Here is a 20555-nt window from a genome sequence, read left to right as displayed (position 1 = left end):
AAGGCTACTCGGTAGCGATCCTTCGCGCCCCCCTCTGTCCGGCAGGACAGAGGGGCGCTGTCCCGCCGACGTTACCGCAACAGCGCGCCTACCGGTCTTTCACCGTCTCCATCGCCACGAAGGTGGAGGTCTGGGCGACGTGGGGCAGGGCCGAGATGCGCTCGCCGAGCACACGGCGATAGGCGGCGATGTCCGTGGTGCGGACCTTCAGCAGATAGTCGAAGCTCGACGCCATCATATGGCACTGCTCGATCTCCGGCACCGCCTGCACCGCGCGGTTGAAGGCATCGAGCGCGGCTGAGCGGGTGTCCGACAGTTTCACCTGGACGAAAGCGACATGGCCTTCGCCCATGCGCTCGCGGTCGATGATCGCCTGGTAGCCCCTGATAAAGCCGTCCTTTTCCAGCCGCTTGACCCGCGCCTGCACCGGCGTCTTCGACAGCCCGACTTTTGCCGCGAGTTCCGACATGGAAAGCCGGCCATTGCTGCCTAGCGCCGACAGGATGTTCCTGTCGATGCGGTCCAATTGGTCTTCTGTCATTGAAATTCTGGTCAAATTGGCGGGGATCAGTCATCATGATAGATCAATCGGCCTGCCGTGTCGATTTCTTTGGACCGACTGAGATCAAGGTTTATGTTAGCTTGCGCCATTCGGCCCGGTGACCGCCGGCCCGCTCCCTGATGCTCGCTCTACAGGACCGTCATGCCAGCGCTCGAAGCCATCCGCCAGCAGATCCGTGCCAATTATTTGCCTGATGAAGACGAGGCCGTGAAGCGGCTGGCCGAGGCGACGGGGCTTTCGGGGAAAGACCGAAAGGCGATCTCGGCCCGCGCCGCCGATCTGGTGCGGGCGGTGCGCGGCTCGTCCGATCCACGGCTGATGGAGGTCTTCCTGTCCGCCTATGGCCTCTCCACCAAGGAGGGCGTCGCGCTTATGTGCTTGGCCGAAGCGCTGCTGCGGGTGCCCGACACCGAGACGATGGATGACCTCATCGCCGATAAGATCGCGCCGCATGACTGGTCGGCGCATTCAGGCGAGTCGAGCTCGATCTTCATCAATGCGTCGACCTGGGCGCTGATGCTGACAGGCCGGGTGCTCGACGAAGGCGAGGGCGGCATCGAAGGCACGCTGCGCGCCATGGTGCGCCGGCTGGGCGAGCCGGTCATCCGCAAGGCAGTCGCCGCCGCCATGCGTGAAATGGGCGAGCAGTTCGTGCTCGGCCGCACGATTGCCGAGGCCGTCAAGCGCGGCCGGCCGATGACCCAGAAGGGCTATCTCTATTCTTTCGATATGCTGGGCGAGGCGGCTCGAACAGAGGCCGATGCCTTGCGTTATCTCAAGGCCTATGCCGACGCCATCTCCTCGCTCGATGCCGGCGCCAACGGTCCCGACATCCGCCAGAACCACGGCATCTCGGTCAAGCTCTCGGCGCTGCACCCGCGCTATGAAGTGACGCAGAAGGAAAAGATGCTGCCTGTGATGGCCGCGCGGCTTTTGTCGCTGGCGCTGGCGGCGCGTCATTCGCGCATGGGCCTCAACGTCGACGCCGAGGAGGCCGATCGCCTCGACCTGTCGCTCGACGTCATCGAACGGGTGCTGGCCGAGCCGGAGCTTGCCGGCTGGAACGGTTTTGGCGTCGTCGTCCAGGCCTATGGTCCGCGCGCAGCCTTCACCATCGACTGGCTCTATGCGCTGGCGAAGAAATACGATCGCACCATCATGGTGCGGCTGGTCAAGGGCGCCTATTGGGATACCGAGATCAAGCGAGCGCAGACGCTCGGGCTCGACGGCTATCCGGTCTTCACCCGCAAGGCCAACACAGATGTGTCCTACCTGGCCTGCGCGAAGAAGCTTTTGTCGATGACCGACCGCATCTATCCGCAATTCGCCACTCACAACGCCCACACCGTCGCCGCCATCCTGTCGATGGCCGGGGATCGTGACTCCTTCGAGTTCCAGCGCCTGCACGGCATGGGCGAAGCGCTGCACGAGACGGTGCGGCGGGCTGAAGGCACGCGCTGCCGCATCTATGCGCCGGTCGGCGCGCATTCCGACCTGCTTGCCTACCTAGTCCGCCGGCTGCTGGAGAACGGCGCTAACTCCTCCTTCGTCCACCAGCTCACCGACGAGGAGGTCGAGCCGGAGGATATTGCCCGCGACCCGCTCGAAACCGTCGAGAAACAGGGTCCCGCCGCCAATCCGGCGATCGCGCGACCATCGGCGATCTTTGGTGCCAGCCGACGCAATTCGAAGGGATTCGACATCACTGATCCGGTGACCCTGGCCGCGATCGACCAGGCGAAGACCGAGTTTTCCGGCCCGGACCGCTGGCACGCCAAGCCGATCACGCGGGCCGCCGGCTACGGCAAGCAGCGTCCGGTGGTCAATCCGGCAAAACCCGACGAGGTGGTCGGCACAGTCAGCGAGGCCAGCGCCAAGCAGGTCGCGACCGCCGTGCGCATCGCGGTGGAGGCGCAGCCGGCATGGGCAAGGCGTGCCGTTGCCGAGCGTGCCGCCATCCTCAACCGCGCCGCCGATCTCTATGAGGCGAACGCCGTCGAATTCTTCGCGCTCGCCAGCCGCGAGGCCGGCAAATCGCTGCCCGACGGCGTCGCCGAAGTGCGCGAAGCGGTCGATTTCCTGCGCTACTATGCTGCCGAGGCGGCGAATGCCGAACCCGGCACGGAAGCGCGCGGCGTGATCGCATGCATCTCGCCGTGGAATTTTCCGCTCGCCATCTTCACCGGCCAGATTGCGGCGGCACTGGTCACCGGCAATTCGGTCATCGCCAAGCCGGCCGAGCAGACGCCGCTGATTGCGTTCCGCGCCGTCGAATTGCTGCGCGAGGCCGGCGTCCCGGAAGACGTCATCCAGCTTCTGCCCGGCGATGGTCCGTCGGTCGGTGGCCCGCTGACCGCCGATCCGCGCATTGCCGGGGTCTGCTTCACCGGCTCGACCGAGGTCGCCAAGCTGATCGAAAAGCAGTTGGCCGAGACCGCTGCGCCCGACGCCATGCTGATCGCCGAGACCGGCGGGTTGAACGCGATGATCGTCGATTCCACCGCACTTCCCGAACAAGCGGTGCGCGACATCCTTGCCTCGGCCTTCCAGAGTGCCGGCCAGCGCTGCTCGGCGCTGCGCGTGCTCTATGTGCAGAAGGACGTCGAGAAGAAGATGCTGGAGATGCTGAAGGGAGCGATGGAAGCGCTCAGTCTCGGCGATCCCTGGCAGATTTCAACCGATGTCGGCCCGGTCATCGACGATGAGGCACAAAAATCGATCCGCGACTATTGCACCAAAATGGGTCTGCAGGGCCGGCTGATCGCCAAGCTCGAAGCGCCGAAGAACGGCCGCTTCGTCGCGCCGCATGTCTTTCGGGTCAAGGGCATCGAGGACATGGAGCGTGAGGTGTTCGGGCCGGTGCTGCATGTCGCCAGCTTCGACGCCGACGACATCGATGCGGTGATCGCCGCGATCAACCGCAAGGGTTATGGCCTGACCTTCGGCCTGCATACCCGCATCGAAGGCCGTGCCCAGCATTTCGTCGACGGCATCCATGCCGGCAACATCTACGTCAACCGCAACCAGATCGGCGCCGTGGTCGGCTCGCAGCCGTTCGGCGGTGAAGGGCTTTCCGGCACCGGACCGAAGGCCGGTGGGCCGCATTATCTCAGGCGGTTCCGCAAGGGGCCGGAGGCGGGCACGCCTGTTCTTGATGGCCGCAAGGTGACCGCGACCGAACTTGCCGACAATCTGCCCGACCCGGCGCTCGGCGGCTGGTCGACGCGGGCGGACCGGGTGGCGGTGCTGAGGAAGCATCTGCGCGGCAAGGGCGCTGCCGCCATCGGTGCCGCCGCGGGCATCGATTTCGGCCAGGTCGATCTGCCCGGACCGACGGGCGAGGCCAACACGCTGTCGCTGTCGCCGCGCGGCCGCGTGCTCTGCCTGGGACCGGACGCCGACACGCTGCTTGCCCAGGCGATCCAGGCGCTGGCGGCCGGCAATGCGGTGCTGGCCGTCGCGCCGGGTGCGCCGGCGGCACTTTCATCACTTACCGGCAAGGGCCTGCCGCTTGCGGCCATCGACGGCCGTCCGGACCCGGTCGAGGCACGCTCGCTGCGGGTCGACGTCGTCGCCTTTTCCGGCACGCCCGAGGCCGCGCGTATCGTGCGCAAGGTGATCGCCGACCGCGCCGGCCCGATCGTGCCGCTGGTCAGCGAAGTGTTCAACCCGGCGGCCTATGCGCATGAACGCGCCGTCTGCGTCGACACCACGGCTGCGGGCGGCAATGCCAGCCTGCTGGCCGCGGCGTAAGATTCCCCCAAGGCCCGCTTGCCGCGAAAGTGCCTCGTGTTGACAAGAAGCCACGTCGACTAACAAGTGGGCAACTCGACAGGGGCGAGGCCGAACAGATGCAGCCACCACGGTTTGAGCTTCCGCGTGTCGGCGTGGTCATCACCTGTCACAATTATCGCGACTATATCGAGGATGCGATCCGCTCGGTCCTGGCGCAGACCTATCAGAAATGGCACTGCGTCATCGTCGACGACGCTTCGACCGACGGCTCGGCCGATGACATCCGCCGGCTACTCGAAGCGATCGATGACCCGCGCTTCAGCCTGTTGGCGCGGTCGCAAAATGGCGGCCAGCTTGAATCGTTCCGCGATGGTTTTGCCGCAAGCGACGCGCCGTTCATGGCGTTTCTCGATGCCGACGATGTCTGGTTGCCGAATTTTCTCGTGGCGCACCTTGCCGCCCATTTGAATGCGACGCGCCCGGCGTCGCTGTCCAGTTCCGATGTCTTTCTGGTCGACCGCGACCGCAGCTTGCTGGCTGGCACCTACATTGAATTGCGAAAGCCGCGTTCCAGCCTAGACGGGCCCGGCATCGCCATCCCGCCCGGCAAACAGCTCGGCGCGATGACGCCGGAGATCGCCTATGCTTCGGACCATCCGATCACGTATTTCAAACCCAGCGCCTATGGCTGGATGTGGGCGCCGACATCGTCGATGGTCTTTCGGCGCGCCGCGCTGGAACCGGTTCTGGCGTTCCCGTTCAAGGCCAGGATAGGAACCGACTATCTCGCGGCGACATGTTCGCATCTGGCGGCCGGCAGCCTGCTCCTGTCGGAATGTCTTGGCCTCTACCGCCTGCACGGGGCCAACGCATCCACCAACATCGCCTATGCCGGCGGCCATGTGCAGCAATCGCCGGCATACCGAGCGCATGAGATGGTCATGGCGAATGATATCGTCGACTATGTCGTGGCCAATGCAGAGCAGCTCGCCGCCGCCAATGGCCGGGGTTTTGTGCCCGGATTCCTGTCGCAGCACGCCAAGCGGTTTGGCAGCCTCGGCGACGATCCGCGTGTCATGCCATTTCTTGGTCGCCGAAGCCGTTTGCGACGGCTGCGCAAGCGCTTCGCCAAGCGCCTGGTTTGGGCGCTGCGACGATTGTTCGGCAAGGCCTGAGAACCGGCAGGCCCGGAAGCTTCACACTTCTTCGGGCGCGCAGCCGAACCTCAGCAGATTGCCATGCGGGTCCCAGACATAGAATTCCTTCATGTTCCACGGGCGAACGGTGAAAGGGCTGAGTTTCTCGACGCCGCGCGCCGAAAATTCGGCATGCAGCGCCGGCACCTCGCCGCCTCTGATGTAGCAGGACGACACTTCCGGCAGCTTGCGGTCGTCGCTCTTCCAGAAGTGAATCTCCATCTCGTTGCGGCGCATGATGAGATAGTCGTCCATCTCGGGCCCGACGATGCCGAAACCGAGCTGGTCGCGGTAGAAATCGCGCGTCGCCTTGATGTCGGGCGAGGGCAGCACGGGAATGCTGCGCGCCGGGTCGGCTGCGGGCAAGGCCATGTCACGCGCCCTCGACGACCGAAAAGCCTTCGAACTGCGGATGGCCGAGATAGTGCACCTTGGTGGTGCCGGTATTGCGGTGCGCCGCGCGGAAATTCTCGGATTTGGTCCAGGCGACGAAATCCTCATGGCTCGCCCATACCGTGTGCGAGGCGAACAGCGTATAGCCTTCGGCCTCGTTGACCGGACCGCGCAGCAGATGAAATTCCTTGAAACCTTTCATCTCCGAAAGGCTCGAATCACGGTTCTTCCAGACGTCCTCGAAGGCGTCCTCAGAGCCGTTCTGGACTTTGAAGCGGTTCATGGCGATGTACATTTGGCTGTCCTTTCGGGATTGGTGAACTGTGACCGTAGATGGAAACGACGAGGTGAAGATTCTCAAAACGGACCGATCGCACCTGTAAACACCAGATTGTTGCCGACCTTTGTCGGGATGGGAGGAAAGGGGGCTGCCTTCCTCACGATACCGAGCACGACCTGATCGAAATCTTCCGAACCAGAACTCTCTAGGATGCGCAGCTCATTGATGCCGCCACGGCTGCCAATGACGAATGTGACAATTGCATTGTTGCGGGCGGTTGCTTGCACCGACGGCGGGACGCTGCGATTGACACGGCTGAGCTTTCTTATGACGTCGCTGCGGTAGCTGGATTCCGCCGCAATACCTGCTTCATTTTGTCTCTTGCCCTTACTCGCCGCCCGAGCAGAGCGGTCCCGGCCATCTGCCGTGCCGCGCTTCTCATCTGCTTCGCTTGTCCTTGAAGGAGGCATTGGTGGGCTTGGTCTGGCGCTGGGGATCGGCGGCTGCCCGGCAAACACAGCAGGCGCTTTGGTGCTTTCTGTCTGAACAGTTGGTTGTACTGGGCTCTTTGGGGCCGCGCTCTGGTCATCGGAGACCCCGGACGCCAATATGTCTGGCAGGGCCGCCGACTGTTTGACAGCTTCCGGGGAAGGTTCAAGGGGCGGCTTCGTCGCTTCTTTGGCGGGCTGAGGAGGCATTGTTGGCGGCACCGGTTTCTTTGCCGCCGCTGGTTTGGTCGGCTGCGGGTTCGGCACCAATGTGACCTTCATTGCCTGCGCTTCCCGATCCAGTGCGCTGCCAACCACGTTGGCGCCCGACTGATCGCTGCCTTCCGACTGAGTGGCATCCTGGAAGTCAAATGTCCCGGCCGGCGATAACAGGAAAACCGCCGCCACCGCGGCGTGGAGAAGGCAGGAAGTGACAATCGCCAGCACCCACTTGCGGTTCCGGGCAAATGGCGTCGCCTGGGGCTCGGCCGGTGCTATGGCCAGCTCGCCGCCGACGTTAGGGAGGGGACTGATTTCCTGCATGTCGCGGAACGGAAACTGCAGCGGCCCGCTTGTCAAATCAAGATCATTTGCCCTCGGCGGCAACGGTCCGGCCAGCGGCCATGCCACGATGTTCTGTCCGAGTGCGGGCTCCAGCCCCACTGTCTTCTCAGACCCCGAAGACGATGCCGGTCTTGGTCTCGGTCTTCAGCCTGCGCATGCAAGCATCCGGCTCGATGCCGGTTCCGGCGCATTCGGTCGCGCTGTTGATCAGCACGCGGCTGACCTTGGCGCAGTCGGCGCCGGCAAGATCGAAACGCGTCACCTTGGTCTTGCCCGCCGGCAGGTCCTTGAAATCGAGCACGGTCAGCCGGTCGACGACGCCGGCCTCGTTGAACAGCGCGATCTCGAACGCCGCTTTCGAGAGATCGGCGCCGAGAGTGTTGTTGACCACGAACGTCAAACGGCAGCCCTTTTCGGAGGGTTGTGCGCCGTTGAGTTCAAGCGTGAGACCAGGGGCCGGCGCGGACTCTTGCGCCCACGCCGGACCCATCACAAGCGGCATTGCCAGCACCGAGGTCAGCAGGCGAAGCGATGCCGTCAAGCTTGCCATTGTCGTCAGCCTCCAAATCGCATTGTCGCCGCCAGCTTCAGCGTGACGCCGGGCTCGTAAATTACACTCGTGGCCGATGCATTCAACGGATTGGTGTATTTCACGTCGAACAAATTGTCGGCGCGGAAGTCGACTTTGAAATTGTCGGTCGCCTGATAGCCGGCGAAGGCATTGACCAGCGTGTAGTCCTTGGCCACTGCGTTGCCCTTTGGCTTGCCATTGTACTGCACCTCGCCGCCGACGGTCAGCTTGTCCTCCAGAAAGCGGAAGCCGAGTTGGGCGGTGACCTGGGACGACGGGACGGTGACGAGGTCTGCCCGCTCGCCTTCATAGGAGATGGTGTGGCCATCGATGATCGAGGCCGACAGCCCGGCGAAACCCCAGCTGGCGTCATAGACAGCTTCCATTTCAAAGCCGCGGATCTTGGCTTTTGCGAAGTTCTGGTACTGGAAGCAGATCGGGATGCCGGGGCCGAATGGGCAGCCGCTGGTTGGGTCGAATGCCGATAGCGTTACACCGTCGATGTAGTCGTCGACGTCGTTGTTGAAGTAGGCCGCCTTGAAACGAAACGCGTCGCCGGCTTCGAGGATGTCGTCCTGCTTGTAGTTGACGCCGAATTCGACGGTCTTGCCGGTTTCAGGCTTCAGATCGGGATTGGGGAGAAACGGAAAGCTGACGCCTGCCGGATGATTGCCACTGATGAGGGTTTCCGACAGCGACGGGGAGCGATATCCCTCCGCATAGGTGCCGTAAAATTGCAGTCCCGAAAGACTGGCGGTTTCGAATGGCGAGACGCCGACGGTGATGCGCGGCGACAGCCGGTCGCCGGAGGTTTCGCCGACATCGCTTTCGAGCTTGTAGCTGTCGTAACGCAGCCCGGCGATGACTTCGAGCCAGTCCCATGTGAGCTTGTCCTGGACGTAAGCGCCGGAAACGTTTCGCTTTCCCGAAGGGGTATAGAAACTGGCGCCGCCTGCGGCACCACCCGTCTCGACGTCGTCGCCAACCCAGTCGCCACCGTAGGTCAGCTCGTGCGCAATGCCGGCGGTCTCGAACCGCGAGGTGTTCCAGATGTCGATGCCCGAAGTGCCGATATCGAAGGTCGACATCGAACCCGCCGGCAAGACGATGGGAAGACCGGTGACTGGATCAAACCGGTTTTGCGGGACAAGGCTTGTCATTTCCATGTCGGTCTTGTTGTAGGAGGCGTTGATGTGGAGATCGAGCCAGCTCTTGTCTTCGTCGGTGATGTTGTAGCGGCCCGAGAAGGTGTTCGCTTTCAGGTCGACATCATTCACCGCCGTGCCGCCGCTGACCTCGTTCCACCCGTCGCTCGTGCCATTCCAGCCCAGCTTCAGTTCGCTGTTTTCAGTGGGGCGGATGGTCGTCTTGAGCAGGCCGCTCAAGACATCGAAGCCGGTGCCGTTCACCGTATCGCCGCCGCCATCCTTGTAGTCGTCATAGTCGCGATAGACGATGTTGCCGAGGACATCCCAGTTTTCATTGAAACGGTAAGCACCGGCGGCGCTGGTCGTCCAGCCTTCGCCATTGCTCTCGTAGCGTCCGGTCGCAGACGCCGCCCATGTCTCGCCGCCGCGAAGATAGTCGTCCGCGTCCTTGGTTTCGAACAAGACGACGCCACCAATGGCGCCCGAGCCGTAGGTGTTGGCGACGGGGCCGCGGATCACATCGACGGATTTGATGAGCTCCGGGTCGATGTAGAAGGTCGATTGCGTGCCATGATCGGAGCGCTGGAAATTCTGCCGCGCACCGTCGACGATCACCGCGACGCGGCCGAAATCCTGTAAACCACGGATATTGATGCTGGAACTGACGCGCCTTGCATCCGCCTGGACCGCTACACCAGGCACACCAAACAGCATTTCGTTTGGCGTCGTCGCCATGCGGCGTTCCAATTGCTCCTGATCGACATGACTGACCGAAGCCAGGGAATCGATCGCCGTCTCGCCGGTGCGGCTGATGACCAGGATCTGGTCGAGCAGCGTTGCGCCTGCCGGGGCCAGCGCAGCCTCTTCAGGCGTCTGCGCTTGTTCGGGCTGCTGCTGGTCTGTTGCCGGTTGGGCGGCCTGTTGAGCGTTGGCTGACGGCGTGAGCAGAGCAATCGCCGCAGCACCCGCCAGCAGTGCGGCGATTCCCGTTGCCATAGACCGGCCCTTTGCCATCGATCGATGCGCCGGACCTTGATGCGCCGGACCTGGGCTGCTATTCGCCAGACCCAGCCGTCCCCAATTCGCCAACCCCATGCCCCAACTCCAAAATACCTGGTTCGCTGCTGGCTGGCTTGAAGCTTGCTGGCATTTTTCGTCGTGTCCGGCGTCTTAAATCTTGACTCACTTAGTCCGGTATTGCACTGACTAATAAACATGATTATTCAAGTCAAGAAATGAATCGGCATCTACGCAACGCCTAGCCAGACGCCCGGCACAGGAAAGGGATCGAACCAGATGAACACGCACAATCCCAGTGACTTTCGCTATCGCGTCCGCCGTTCCGACGACAATTCGGCTCGTTTCGACCGGGTTCCGTTGACCGTGAGAACCCTGTCCAGCAACACGCTGTTCCAAGGCGAGCACGAGATCGGCATCGAGCATCACGGAGCGCTCTACCGGCTGAAGATCACCCGTCAGGGCAAGCTCATCCTCAACAAGTAGGCAAGAGTAGGTCTCTAAGAGATGGACCAGCGCGTAAAACCCGCTCCGCACGAGATCCGGCGGGCGCGGGCAGACAATCCGAAGACGCGCGAGCGCGATCTCGCCGCCCAACTCGGCATTTCGGAGGCCGAGCTGGTCGCCGCGCATTGCGGCGACGGCGTCGTCCGCGTCGAGCCGCGCGTCAACGATCTTCTGACCGGCCTCGAGGCCGTCGGCGAGGTCATGGCGCTGACGCGTAACGAAAGCGCTGTTCACGAGAAGATCGGCGTCTACGACAAAGTCGTCACCGGCAACCACAATGCCATGGTGCTTGGCGAGAACATCGATCTGCGCATCTTCCCGAAAGTCTGGACGCACGGCTTTGCCGTCGAAAAGCGCGACGGCGGCGATATCAGGCGCAGCCTGCAGTTCTTCGATGCGGCGGGCGAGGCGGTGCACAAGGTGCATCTGCGGCCCGCGTCCAACCTCTATGCCTATCAGAAGCTAGTGGCCGAGCTCGAATCGCCAAACCAGGAGTCGACCGTTGCGATTTCAGAAGCCGGGCTTGAAAACGAGGCCGAGACTTCCGACGCTTCCGCTGATGTCGACGATCTGCGCGACCGCTGGAGCCGGTTGACCGATGTGCATCAGTTCTTCGGCATGCTGAAGACGCTGAAGCTCGATCGCCGCCAGGCGATGCGCATGGTCGGCCAGGATTACGCCTGGCTGCTCGACAACGATGCCGTCAGCGCGATGTTCCATCATGCCGCCGCGGGCGAGATGCCGATCATGTGCTTTGTCGGCAATCGCGGCTGCATCCAGATCCATTCGGGCCCGATCATGTCGATCAAGCCGATGGGACCGTGGATCAACGTGCTGGACGAGACCTTCCACCTGCATCTGCGGACCGACCACATTCATGAGGTCTGGGCCGTGCGCAAACCGACCAAGGATGGCCACGTCACGTCTCTCGAAGCCTATGGCGCCGACGGCAAGATGATCATCCAGTTCTTCGGTAAGCGCCATGAAGGCGAAAGCGAGCGCGAGGACTGGCGGTTCCTGGCAGAGAACCTGCCGCGCATCCCAAGCCCGACCGCAGCCTGAGGACAACGACAATGGCTCCTTTGCTTAAACGGGCGCGTGTTTTCAGAACGACACTCGGGGTCGCGATCGGCCTTGCCCTGGCCTTTGCCGCATTGCTGCCTGCCCGTGCCGCCGAGGGCACGGAGGTCTTCGCCGACCCGTCGAAGATAGCGGCTATCGGCGGTTCGATCACCGAGATCGTCTTTGCGCTCGGCGAGCAGGATCGGCTGGTCGCCCGCGATTCGACCAGCCGTTATCCCGAGGCGGCGCTCAAGCTGCCTGACGTCGGTTACATGCGCCAGCTGTCGCCGGAAGGTGTCCTATCGGTCAACCCGTCAGGCATCCTGGCGCTGCACGGCAGCGGGCCGAAGCAAGCCGTCGACGTGCTGAAGAAAACGAGCATCCCGTTCATCGAGGTGCCCGAGCGCTACGACCATGAAGGCATTCTCGAAAAGATCCATATCGTCGGCAAGGCGCTTGGCGTGGACGCCAAGGCCGATGCGCTGGCAGCCGAGATCGATGCCAAGCTGAAGGCCGCCGAAAAGCAGACCGCTTCGATCAAGGAACGCAAGCGCGTCCTGTTCGTGCTGTCGATGCAGGGTGGCAAGATACTCGCATCCGGCAGCGAGACTGCCGCCGACGGCATCATCAAGCTTTCGGGCGGTGTCAACGCGGTTGACGGCTATTCCGGCTACAAGCAATTGTCCGACGAGGCTGTTATCACCGCCAAGCCGGACGTGATCCTGATAATGAACAATGCCGGTCCCGCCGCATCCGATGACGAATTGTTCGCGAACCCGGCCATCTTGTCGACGCCGGCGGGTGCGGCGCGCAAGGTGATCCGCATGGATGGCGGCTATCTGCTGGGCTTCGGGCCGCGCACGGCCGACGTCATCCACGACCTTGCCGCCTCGCTTTATGGCGATCAGGCCGCGGACTGAGCGGGCTTCCAATGGTGGATCAATCGATCGCTGGTGCGGGCACCATGGCGACAGCATCCGACGGCGACCGTTCGGGGCGGGCGCGCATCGTCATTCTGCTTTTATGCCTGGGACTTGCCGTTGCCGTCCTGCTGTCGCTGACATCAGGCGCATCCGATGCCTCCGCCGTCAGCGTCGTCGGCGACTGGCTGTTGGGCGCAGCACCCGGCAATGAGGCGCTGAGCGCCCGCGACCGCCTGATCGTCTACGACATCCGCCTGCCGCGGGTCATCCTCGGTGTGCTGATCGGCGCCGCGCTTGCCGTCTCCGGCGCGGTCATGCAAGGGCTGTTCCGCAACCCGCTGGCAGATCCCGGTCTCATCGGGGTTTCGGCTGGGTCGAGCCTCGGCGCGGTGGCCGTCATCGTGCTTGGCGCCACAGTGCTGGCGCCGATAACGTCGGTGCTGGGCACACTCGCTCTGCCGCTGGCGGCGTTCTGCGGCGGGCTGGCGACGACATTGGTGCTCTATCAGGTCGCCACCCGGCACGGCCAAACCTCAGTTGCCACCATGCTGCTTGCCGGCATCGCGCTGGCTGCCCTTGCCATGGCGCTGACCGGCATCCTGATCTTCATGGCCGACGACCGGCAGTTGCGCGACCTGACCTTTTGGCAACTCGGCTCGCTTGCCGGCGCGACCTGGCAAAAAATCGGTTCCGTCGGGCCGATCATCGTGCTGGCGTTGGCGGCGATGCCGTTCCTGGCGCGCGGCCTCAACGCGCTGGCGCTGGGCGAAGCCACCGCCGGCCATCTCGGCATCCCGGTGCAGCGGCTGAAATACACTGCAATCATCGGCGTTTCGGCGGCGGTCGGGGCATCGGTCGCGGTCAGCGGCGGCATCGGCTTTGTCGGCATCGTCGTGCCGCATCTGCTGCGCTTGGCTATCGGCCCGGACAATCGTTATCTGCTGCCGGCGTCGGCCCTGCTTGGCGCTTGCCTGCTGCTTCTGGCCGATGCTGTCGCGCGCACCATCGTGGCGCCGGCCGAGCTGCCGATCGGCATCGTCACCGCGATCGCGGGCGCTCCGTTCTTCCTCTGGATCCTGCTGCGCAAGCGCGGGGTCATCGACCTGTGAGAGACCATTTGGAAACTCTACTCTGGCGGCCATCTGATGGCGTTTTCTGCGCTTCCGGTGCTCACGGACCCAGCGCATGACCCCGGAAACCGAAATCGGTTTCCGGAAAGGATCATGCGCCAACCAAAATGTTAGAGCGTCCTTTGCGCGTCCAATGGACGCGCGGCGCTCTAATGTCCGCTGCGCTCCGGTTCTCGAAACCACCACCATATGACTCGCCAGAGCGAATTTCGAAACGGTCTGTGCGAGGGGTTTTTATGATCGAAGCGCGGGATGTCTCGGTGGCGATCGGCGGCAAGCGTATCGTCGCCAATGTCGATTTCGACATGCGGCCCGGCGAAATCGCGGCCATCGTCGGCCCCAATGGTTCGGGCAAGACGACCTTCCTGAGGGCGCTGTCCGGCGATCTTGCCTATTCGGGAGAGGTCACCATCAACGGCCGCGACCTGTCGGTGATGAAACCGGTCGAGGCCGCGACGATGCGCGCCGTCCTGCCGCAGGCGACGACGTTGTCCTTTCCCTTCACTGTGCGCGAGATCGTCAGGCTCGGCCTGCTCGGCGGGCGCTCGGGCGCGCTTCCCGGTGAGGACGAGCGCCTGCCCGAACGGGCGCTGGCGCGGGTCGACCTCGACGGCTTTGCCGGCCGTTTCTACCAGGAGCTTTCGGGCGGCGAGCAGCAGCGCGTGCAGTTGGCCCGCGTGCTCTGCCAGGTCTGGGCGCCGGTCCTCGACGGCAAACCGCGCTATCTCTTCCTCGACGAGCCGGTTTCCAGCCTCGATATCAAGCACCAATTGATCATCATGAACATCGCCCGCGACTTCGCCAGACGGGGCGGCGGCGTGGTCGCCATCCTGCACGACCTCAATCTGACGGCCATGTATGCCGACCGGATTTTCGTCATGCATCGCGGCAGGCTAGCCGCCACCGGCTCACCGCAGGACGTGCTGAGCGACGATCTGATCGAAAAAGTGTTCGATTGCCGGCTGAGGGTAGGCGTGCTGCCGGCCGGAGACATGCCGTTCGTATTGCCGCAGTCGGTCTGTTGATATTCAGGTGATGCCGGCCTGCAAATGGCGATTTCCTGCACTTCCGGTACTCACGTACCCAAACGTACGCTCCGTTCCGGTTCTCGGAACCCACCATTTTCGGCTCGGCCTGACCTGAATCTCAACAGACCTAGCCAAACCGCGATGCGACCAGGATCAGGCGGCCGGCGCCCTTTGCACCAGCATGTCGATGCCGAGCAGGTGTCGCACATTCGGACGCGCCGCCACCATGTCGGCGATCGTGTAGCGCTCAAGCACGGCGAAGAAGGCGTTGAGCGCCTCGCGCAGCGCCGAATTCAGCGCGCAACTGTCGACCAGCGGACATTCGGCGGCATCGTTCTCGAAGCATTCGGCCATGGCGAAGCTCTCTTCGGTCACGCGCACGACGTCGAACAGGGTGATGGATTCGGCTGCGCGGCCGAGCCTGACGCCGCCGTTCCTGCCGCGCACCGTTTCGACCAGACCATGCTCGACCAAGGGCTGCAGGATCTTGAAGAGAAAAAGCTCGGACACCGAGTAGGCGGCCGCGATCTCTGGGATGCGGCTCAGCCGATCGGTATTCGCGGCGCAATACATCAGGATGCGCATGGCGTAGTTGGTCTGGCGTGTCAGCCGCATTTTGTCCTCACGAAGCATTAGCTCAGGCCTAATATGGCCTATACCTTGGAATAATTCCAGACAAGCATCGCGTAATAGGTGAATTTTTTTGTCAAGTTTGTGTGCAGGTCTGCAAAACATGACCCCGATTGATCTGGCGCGCATTCGGGCGGGCGGATTACTAAATTAAGTCCGCGAGATCGACCAGGAGCAGTTCATCCATGTCACAATCAGCACCGACTTTGGCATCCGCCCGGTTCGATGCCGACGCGGACGCCAAGCTTTCGGCGCTTCGGCGCACCAAGTTCGTCGCCGCCGCAGCGCTCGCACTCTGCGTCCTCGTCTTTGTCGTGGCCAAATCGTTCGAGGGCCGTCATGCGTGGCTGGGGTTCGTCGCCGCTTTCGCGGAGGCGGCGACGATCGGCGGGCTGGCCGACTGGTATGCGGTGGTGGCGCTGTTCAGAAGGCCGCTCGGCCTGCCGATCCCGCACACCGCCATCATTCCGGAGAACCAGAACCGCATCGCCGACAATCTCGGCCGCTTCATAGAGGTCAATTTCCTGGCGCCGGAGCCGGTGCGCGAAAAGCTTGCCGAGGTCGACTTTTCCGCGCTCGTCGCCGACTGGCTGGCCGACCCCAACCGCGCCGCCGATCTATCGCATTTCGTCGGCCGGCTGGTGCCGCAGACGCTGGCGGCCGTCAAGCAATCGGGCCTGCGCGGCTTCGTCACCAGCCGCATGCTGGAGCAGATCGAAAAGGTGCCGCTGGCGCCGCTCGCCGCCGAGTTGCTGTCGGCCCTGACCGACGACCGCCGCCACCAAAGGCTGTTCGACGAATTCACCAAGGTCGTCGGCCGCTTTTTGAGCGACGAGCAGGCGCTGGCGAGCATGCGCGAGAAGATCCGCGAGGAACTGCCGTCGCTGTTCAACCTGTTTCGCGCCGACGCCTATCTGCTGAAGAAGATCGTCGCCTCCGCCGGTTCGCTGCTCGACGAGGTGAGGGCCGATCCCGAACACCCGATGCGCGCCGAATTCGACCGTTTTGTCCTGACCTTCGTCGAGCGGCTAAGGACATCCAAGCAATACGCCAAGCGCGCCGAGAAACTGAAGCGCGATTTCCTCGCCAGGCCGGAACTGAAGGCGCTGGCCGGCGACATGTGGGAAAGCCTCAGCCTGTTCATCGAGCAGGACGCCAAGGCGTCGAATTCGATGATTCGCGCCCATCTCGCCAATATGTTCGTCGAAGTCGGCCGCCATCTTGCCGGCGACGCGCAGATCAGAGCCGACATGAACCAGGGGTTCGTCGTGGCGCTGTCTTCCTTCGTCGAAAGCCAGAAGAGCGGCGTCTCGAAATTCATCGCCGATCAGGTCAAGCGCTGGGACCTTGCCCAACTCACCAGGCTGATCGAGATGAACATCGGCAGGGACCTGCAATATATCCGCTTCAACGGCATGGTCATCGGCGGCCTTGCCGGCGTCGCGCTTTATACGGTGGAACGGCTGTTCCTCGTCGGCTGAACCGCGATGTGTTGCGCCTTCGAATGGACCGCGAAGCGCCAGTGCCCTATTCTTCTCCTCAGGCGCTGCATTCGCAACAAGAGGGGAGAAACCACCATGGCAAAGCAACCGGATCCCGGCTCTTTCATGGACATGTTCGGCGGGTTCGGCCGCGACCTGAAGCTGCCGAACGTAGACGTCGAGGCGATCCTCAACCATCATCGCAAGAACCTCGAGGCACTGGAAAAATCAGCCAGGGCAAGTGCCGCCGGCGCGTCGTCGCTATTCTCCCGACAACGCGAGATGCTGCAGGACACGCTGCACGAAATCGCCGACATGGCGCAGAGCTACAGAGCGCCGGGCGATCCTCGGGAGTTGATGGCCAAGCAAGCGGCGTTCGCCAGGAAATCCTTCGAGACCGCATTGAAGAATGCCGGCGAAGTGGCCGAACTGGCAAGGAAATCCGGCACCGAATCGGTCGAGATCCTGCGCGACCGCATCAAGGAGGCGATGGAGGAAATCCGCACCGGCTACGACAAGAAGTAGGCTATTCCCAAGCCAAAGCAGACGGACTTTTCTCCCGCCTATCCGGCTCCTGAAAGTCGTATTGTTGATTCTCGGCCTCGGCGAGGCACAAAGTTTCTCTTGGCCCGGATAGCCTGTTTTGCGGCGCTGGACACAGGCATCGAGCGATCCGACCGAGGATACCGCAGCGGAACGCGCGGAGCGAATTGACAGAGGCGGCCGGTTCGTGGTCGGGAGGCAGGACAAGCGATCGGGAAAGCAGGAATGACGCAAACACGGCCGAGGACGCCGCCGACCTACGAGCAGCTCAGGATGATGACCGGGCAGGAGCTCGGTGTGTCGGACTGGACGACGGTCGACCAGAGCCGCATCGACCAGTTCGCCGAATGCACGGGCGACCGCCAATGGATCCATGTCGATCCAGAGCGGGCGAAGCGGCAAAGCCCGTTCCGCACCACCATCGCGCACGGCTATCTGACGCTGTCGATCATCGGCGCGCTGGCGCTGGACATGGGCATCGTGCCCGAAAACACGCAAGCCGCCTTCAACTATGGCTTCGACAAGGTGCGGTTCCTGGCGCCGGTCAGGGCCGGCGCGCGCATCAGACTGCGCATCACGCTTTTGTCCGTGGAGGACAAGGGCCCCGGCCAGTATCTGATGAAGGCCGCCAACATCGTCGAGATCGAAGGTGAGCAGAAGCCGGCGCTGACGGCCGAAACGCTCGTCATGCTTTACGAGCGGCGCAAGCGGGGCAGGGCCTGAGGCGAAGCGCCAAGGCCTGCATTTCCGTGATAGCGAAAATCAACGCGACATCGCCTCCTCGAGTGTCCTGAAAATTCTCTCGTCTGCCGACTGCGCGACGTTGAAGCGCAGGAAACGGCTGGCAGTTTGAGACAGGCTGAACGCATTGCCGGGCGCCAGCACGATATTGGCCGACAAGGCGCGGCGGGCCATTTCAGCTGCATCCACGCCTTCCGGTAGGCTGCACCACAAGAACATGCCGGCCGGCTGGTCGATCCACGGCGTGATGCCGATCGCCTTCAGCCGCGTGCTTGTCTCAGCCATGGCGCGTGAAAGCCGCGTGCGCAACAAATCCACGTGCTTGCGATAGAGACCGTCCTTCAGCAGCGTTAGCACCAGTTCGGAGGCAAGCCTGCCGCTGCCAAAGGACGTGGCGATCTTGAGGTCGGTCAACCCATCCATCCAGTCGCGTGGAGCCGCGATGAAGCCGCAGCGCACCGACGCCGAAAGCGTTTTTGAGAAGCTGCCGATATGGACGACGCGACCAAGCCCGTCGAACGCCGCCAGTCTGGGCGCGGGCGTGTGTTCGAAGTCGGCAAAGATATCGTCTTCGATGATCGTCAGATCCGATTGGTCGGCGAGCTTGAGCAATCGATGGGCGACGACCGGCGACAGAATTGCACCCGTCGGATTGTGAAGCGCGGAATTGGTGATGTAGAGACGCGGCTGGTGCTCCGTCAGCGCCTGCGCGAACAGCTCGATATCCGGTCCCGACGGCGTATAGGGAACGCCGACCACCTTGGCCCGGTGAGCGCGCAACAGGGCATGGAAGTTGAAATAGCAGGGGTCGTCCACCAGCACCGTGTCGCCCGGCTCGAGCAGGAACCGGCACAGCAGGTCGATCGCCTGGGTGCCCGATTCCGTCAGCATGATCTGGTCGGGAGACGCCTCGATGCCGTGCCCTGCCATGCGCCGTGCGAGCAGATGACGCAGCGGCGGCAGCCCGAGAGGCGTGCCGTAATCCGTCAGCGTGACATCATCACCTCGTGCCAATGTCCGCAATGCCCGGCGCAATCCAGCCTCCGGCATCCACGATGCAGGCAGCCAGCCGCAGCCGGGTTTGAGCACACCGTCGCCGGCTTCCAGCGACTGGCGCGAAACCCAGAGCGGATCGACGGCACGGTCAAGCCTGGGGCCGATCTCGGCCAGCGACAAGGGAGCCAGCGGTCCGGCGGCATAGAAACCCGAACCTGGACGCGAGCGGATGATGCCTTCCGCCGCAAGACGCTCATAGGCTTCGACCACGGTGGATTTGGAAACCTGCATGGTTTTCGCGAAAGCCCGGATCGAAGGCAATCGTGTTCCCGGTGTCAGGCTGCGCGCGGCGATCCTCTGCCTGATCGTCGCCATGACGCTTTCGACAAGCGTCCCGCTGCCCTCACTTGCCGTCGTCTGCTCATCCATCCGTACTGCTCAGTCTACCATGACAGTTTTGTCAAATTGTACCGCATTGTCTCTGGTGACGCCATATGTCCGGCCCGATAGAGGCGAGAACATCAGGAGCGTGCGATGGACAAGGCGGCGGGTGGCTGGATAAACGGATTCGTAGGGGTGCTGATTTTCAGCGGATCGCTTCCGGCAACGCGTGTTGCGGTGATGGATTTCGATCCGACCTTCCTAACCGTCGCCCGTGCTGCCACGGCGGGCATACTCGGCCTCGCGCTTCTGCTCATTTTTCGCCAGAAGCGTCCGGAGCGGCAGGATCTGTTGTCGCTGGCCATCGTGGCACTCGGCGTCGTGGTCGGCTTTCCCTTGCTGACCGCGTTGGCCCTCAAGCACATCACCTCGGCCCATTCCATCATCTTCGTCGGCCTGTTGCCGCTGGCGACCGCGATCTTCGGCGTCATCCGCGGCGGCGATCGCCCCAAACCGGCTTTTTGGCTGTTTTCGTGCCTTGGCAGCGCCCTTGTTGCCGGTTTTGCGGCGACGCAAGGCGTCTCGGCCTCGCCGCTTGGCGACATGCTGATGCTGGGCGCAATCATCCTGTGCGGACTGGGTTATGCGGAAGGAGCCACGCTGTCGCGTAAACTTGGCGGCTGGCAGGTGATCTCATGGGCGCTGGTGTTGTCGCTGCCGGTCATGCTGGCTCTGACGCTCATCACCATGCCACCGTCGCTCGAAACCGTTGGCAAGGCCGCCTGGATTGGCTTGGCCTATGTCTCGCTGTTCAGCATGCTGATCGGTTTTGTGTTCTGGTATCGCGGACTGGCGCAAGGCGGCATCGCAGCGGTCGGGCAACTGCAACTCCTCCAGCCTTTCTTCGGCCTCGGGCTGGCGGCAATGCTGCTGCACGAGCAGGTCAGTCCTGCCATGATAGCGGTCACTGCCGCCGTCGTGCTTTGCGTGGTCGGCGCGAAGAAATATGCGAGATAGGCGTCAGCCCTTCTTCCTTCTCCCCTTGTGGGAGAAGGTGGCCGAGCGAAGCTCGGTCGGATGAGGGGTGCTGGCCGGGTCACTCCATTGAAGACGTAAACGCCTAAAATTCTTTCGATATTTCACGCCGCGTTTCTTCCAACACCCCTCATCCGTCTCGGC

Annotated in this window: 19 protein-coding genes; 11 read left to right on the top strand and 8 right to left on the bottom strand. The window is 63.0% G+C overall.

Features of this window, described 5'->3' with window-relative positions:
* Positions 1-88: 88 nt before the first annotated feature.
* Complete coding sequence (locus EOC94_RS25450; RefSeq protein ID WP_023676441.1) at positions 89-541, bottom strand: Lrp/AsnC ligand binding domain-containing protein; 453 nt, start codon at positions 539-541, stop codon at positions 89-91.
* Positions 542-703: 162 nt separating this feature from the next.
* Here EOC94_RS25450 and putA point away from each other — a divergent pair, with 162 nt between their 5' ends.
* A complete protein-coding gene (gene putA, locus EOC94_RS25445) occupies positions 704-4315 on the top strand; it encodes a bifunctional proline dehydrogenase/L-glutamate gamma-semialdehyde dehydrogenase PutA (RefSeq protein WP_127294208.1) in 3612 nt (1203 codons plus the stop codon).
* Positions 4316-4413: 98 nt separating this feature from the next.
* Positions 4414-5472, top strand: a complete 1059-nt coding sequence (locus EOC94_RS25440; protein WP_127294206.1) for a glycosyltransferase — start codon at positions 4414-4416, stop codon at positions 5470-5472.
* A gap of 21 nt (positions 5473-5493) precedes the next feature.
* On the opposite strand, the gene EOC94_RS25435 is transcribed toward EOC94_RS25440, so the two are convergent.
* The 5 genes from EOC94_RS25435 to EOC94_RS25415 all read right to left on the bottom strand — a co-directional run bounded on the left by EOC94_RS25435 (position 5494) and on the right by EOC94_RS25415 (position 9933).
* Positions 5494-5865 carry a VOC family protein gene (locus EOC94_RS25435; protein ID WP_126106171.1) on the bottom strand — a complete coding sequence of 124 codons (372 nt, stop codon included), beginning with the start codon at positions 5863-5865 and terminating at the stop codon, positions 5494-5496.
* Between the two features lies 1 nt (position 5866).
* Entirely contained in the window at positions 5867-6181 is a 315-nt protein-coding gene (locus EOC94_RS25430; protein ID WP_126106172.1) for an antibiotic biosynthesis monooxygenase, read from the bottom strand.
* Positions 6182-6243: 62 nt separating this feature from the next.
* Positions 6244-7284, bottom strand: coding sequence for a TonB family protein (locus EOC94_RS25425; RefSeq protein WP_348627337.1), 1041 nt, complete (start codon positions 7282-7284; stop codon positions 6244-6246).
* A 40-nt stretch (positions 7285-7324) separates the two neighbouring features.
* The gene (locus EOC94_RS25420; protein WP_127294204.1) at positions 7325-7768 is read right to left on the bottom strand and encodes a hypothetical protein; all 444 of its coding nucleotides are present in this window, start codon (positions 7766-7768) and stop codon (positions 7325-7327) included.
* 5 nt (positions 7769-7773) lie between these two features.
* Positions 7774-9933, bottom strand: a complete 2160-nt coding sequence (locus EOC94_RS25415; protein ID WP_245465646.1) for a TonB-dependent hemoglobin/transferrin/lactoferrin family receptor — start codon at positions 9931-9933, stop codon at positions 7774-7776.
* A 300-nt stretch (positions 9934-10233) separates the two neighbouring features.
* Between EOC94_RS25415 and hemP the strand changes: the two genes are divergently transcribed.
* From hemP to EOC94_RS25390, 5 genes are all read left to right on the top strand, one after another.
* Positions 10234-10440 (top strand): hemin uptake protein HemP, encoded by a 207-nt coding sequence (gene hemP, locus EOC94_RS25410; protein ID WP_095486642.1) that lies wholly within the window; start codon positions 10234-10236, stop codon positions 10438-10440.
* A gap of 21 nt (positions 10441-10461) precedes the next feature.
* On the top strand, positions 10462-11523 hold the full coding sequence (locus tag EOC94_RS25405) for a hemin-degrading factor (protein ID WP_127294200.1): 1062 nt from the start codon (positions 10462-10464) through the stop codon (positions 11521-11523).
* Positions 11524-11534: 11 nt separating this feature from the next.
* Positions 11535-12443 carry a hemin ABC transporter substrate-binding protein gene (locus tag EOC94_RS25400; RefSeq protein ID WP_127294198.1) on the top strand — a complete coding sequence of 303 codons (909 nt, stop codon included), beginning with the start codon at positions 11535-11537 and terminating at the stop codon, positions 12441-12443.
* A gap of 11 nt (positions 12444-12454) precedes the next feature.
* Positions 12455-13555: an iron ABC transporter permease gene (locus EOC94_RS25395; RefSeq protein ID WP_127294196.1), complete on the top strand. Its 1101-nt coding sequence runs from the start codon at positions 12455-12457 to the stop codon at positions 13553-13555.
* 257 nt (positions 13556-13812) lie between these two features.
* Complete coding sequence (locus EOC94_RS25390) at positions 13813-14601, top strand: heme ABC transporter ATP-binding protein (RefSeq protein ID WP_127294194.1); 789 nt, start codon at positions 13813-13815, stop codon at positions 14599-14601.
* A 156-nt stretch (positions 14602-14757) separates the two neighbouring features.
* Here EOC94_RS25390 and rirA read toward each other — a convergent pair whose 3' ends face one another.
* The gene (gene rirA, locus EOC94_RS25385; protein ID WP_126106178.1) at positions 14758-15219 is read right to left on the bottom strand and encodes an iron-responsive transcriptional regulator RirA; all 462 of its coding nucleotides are present in this window, start codon (positions 15217-15219) and stop codon (positions 14758-14760) included.
* A 200-nt stretch (positions 15220-15419) separates the two neighbouring features.
* On the opposite strand from rirA, the gene EOC94_RS25380 reads away from it, so the two are divergent.
* From EOC94_RS25380 to EOC94_RS25370, 3 genes are all read left to right on the top strand, one after another.
* Complete coding sequence (locus tag EOC94_RS25380; protein WP_127294192.1) at positions 15420-16715, top strand: DUF445 domain-containing protein; 1296 nt, start codon at positions 15420-15422, stop codon at positions 16713-16715.
* A 96-nt stretch (positions 16716-16811) separates the two neighbouring features.
* Complete coding sequence (locus EOC94_RS25375; RefSeq protein WP_127294190.1) at positions 16812-17240, top strand: phasin family protein; 429 nt, start codon at positions 16812-16814, stop codon at positions 17238-17240.
* A gap of 243 nt (positions 17241-17483) precedes the next feature.
* A complete protein-coding gene (locus EOC94_RS25370) occupies positions 17484-17981 on the top strand; it encodes a MaoC family dehydratase (protein WP_095486635.1) in 498 nt (165 codons plus the stop codon).
* Between the two features lie 39 nt (positions 17982-18020).
* Here EOC94_RS25370 and EOC94_RS25365 read toward each other — a convergent pair whose 3' ends face one another.
* Entirely contained in the window at positions 18021-19424 is a 1404-nt protein-coding gene (locus EOC94_RS25365; RefSeq protein WP_127294188.1) for a PLP-dependent aminotransferase family protein, read from the bottom strand.
* A gap of 105 nt (positions 19425-19529) precedes the next feature.
* On the opposite strand from EOC94_RS25365, the gene EOC94_RS25360 reads away from it, so the two are divergent.
* Complete coding sequence (locus tag EOC94_RS25360) at positions 19530-20393, top strand: DMT family transporter (RefSeq protein WP_127294186.1); 864 nt, start codon at positions 19530-19532, stop codon at positions 20391-20393.
* Positions 20394-20555 lie beyond the last annotated feature (162 nt).

The sequence above is a fragment of the Mesorhizobium sp. M6A.T.Ce.TU.016.01.1.1 genome (assembly GCF_003997065.1).
Lineage (GTDB): Bacteria > Pseudomonadota > Alphaproteobacteria > Rhizobiales > Rhizobiaceae > Mesorhizobium > Mesorhizobium mediterraneum.
Note: the sequence above shows the minus strand (reverse complement) of the source record. Positions and strands in the feature narration are given on the sequence as shown.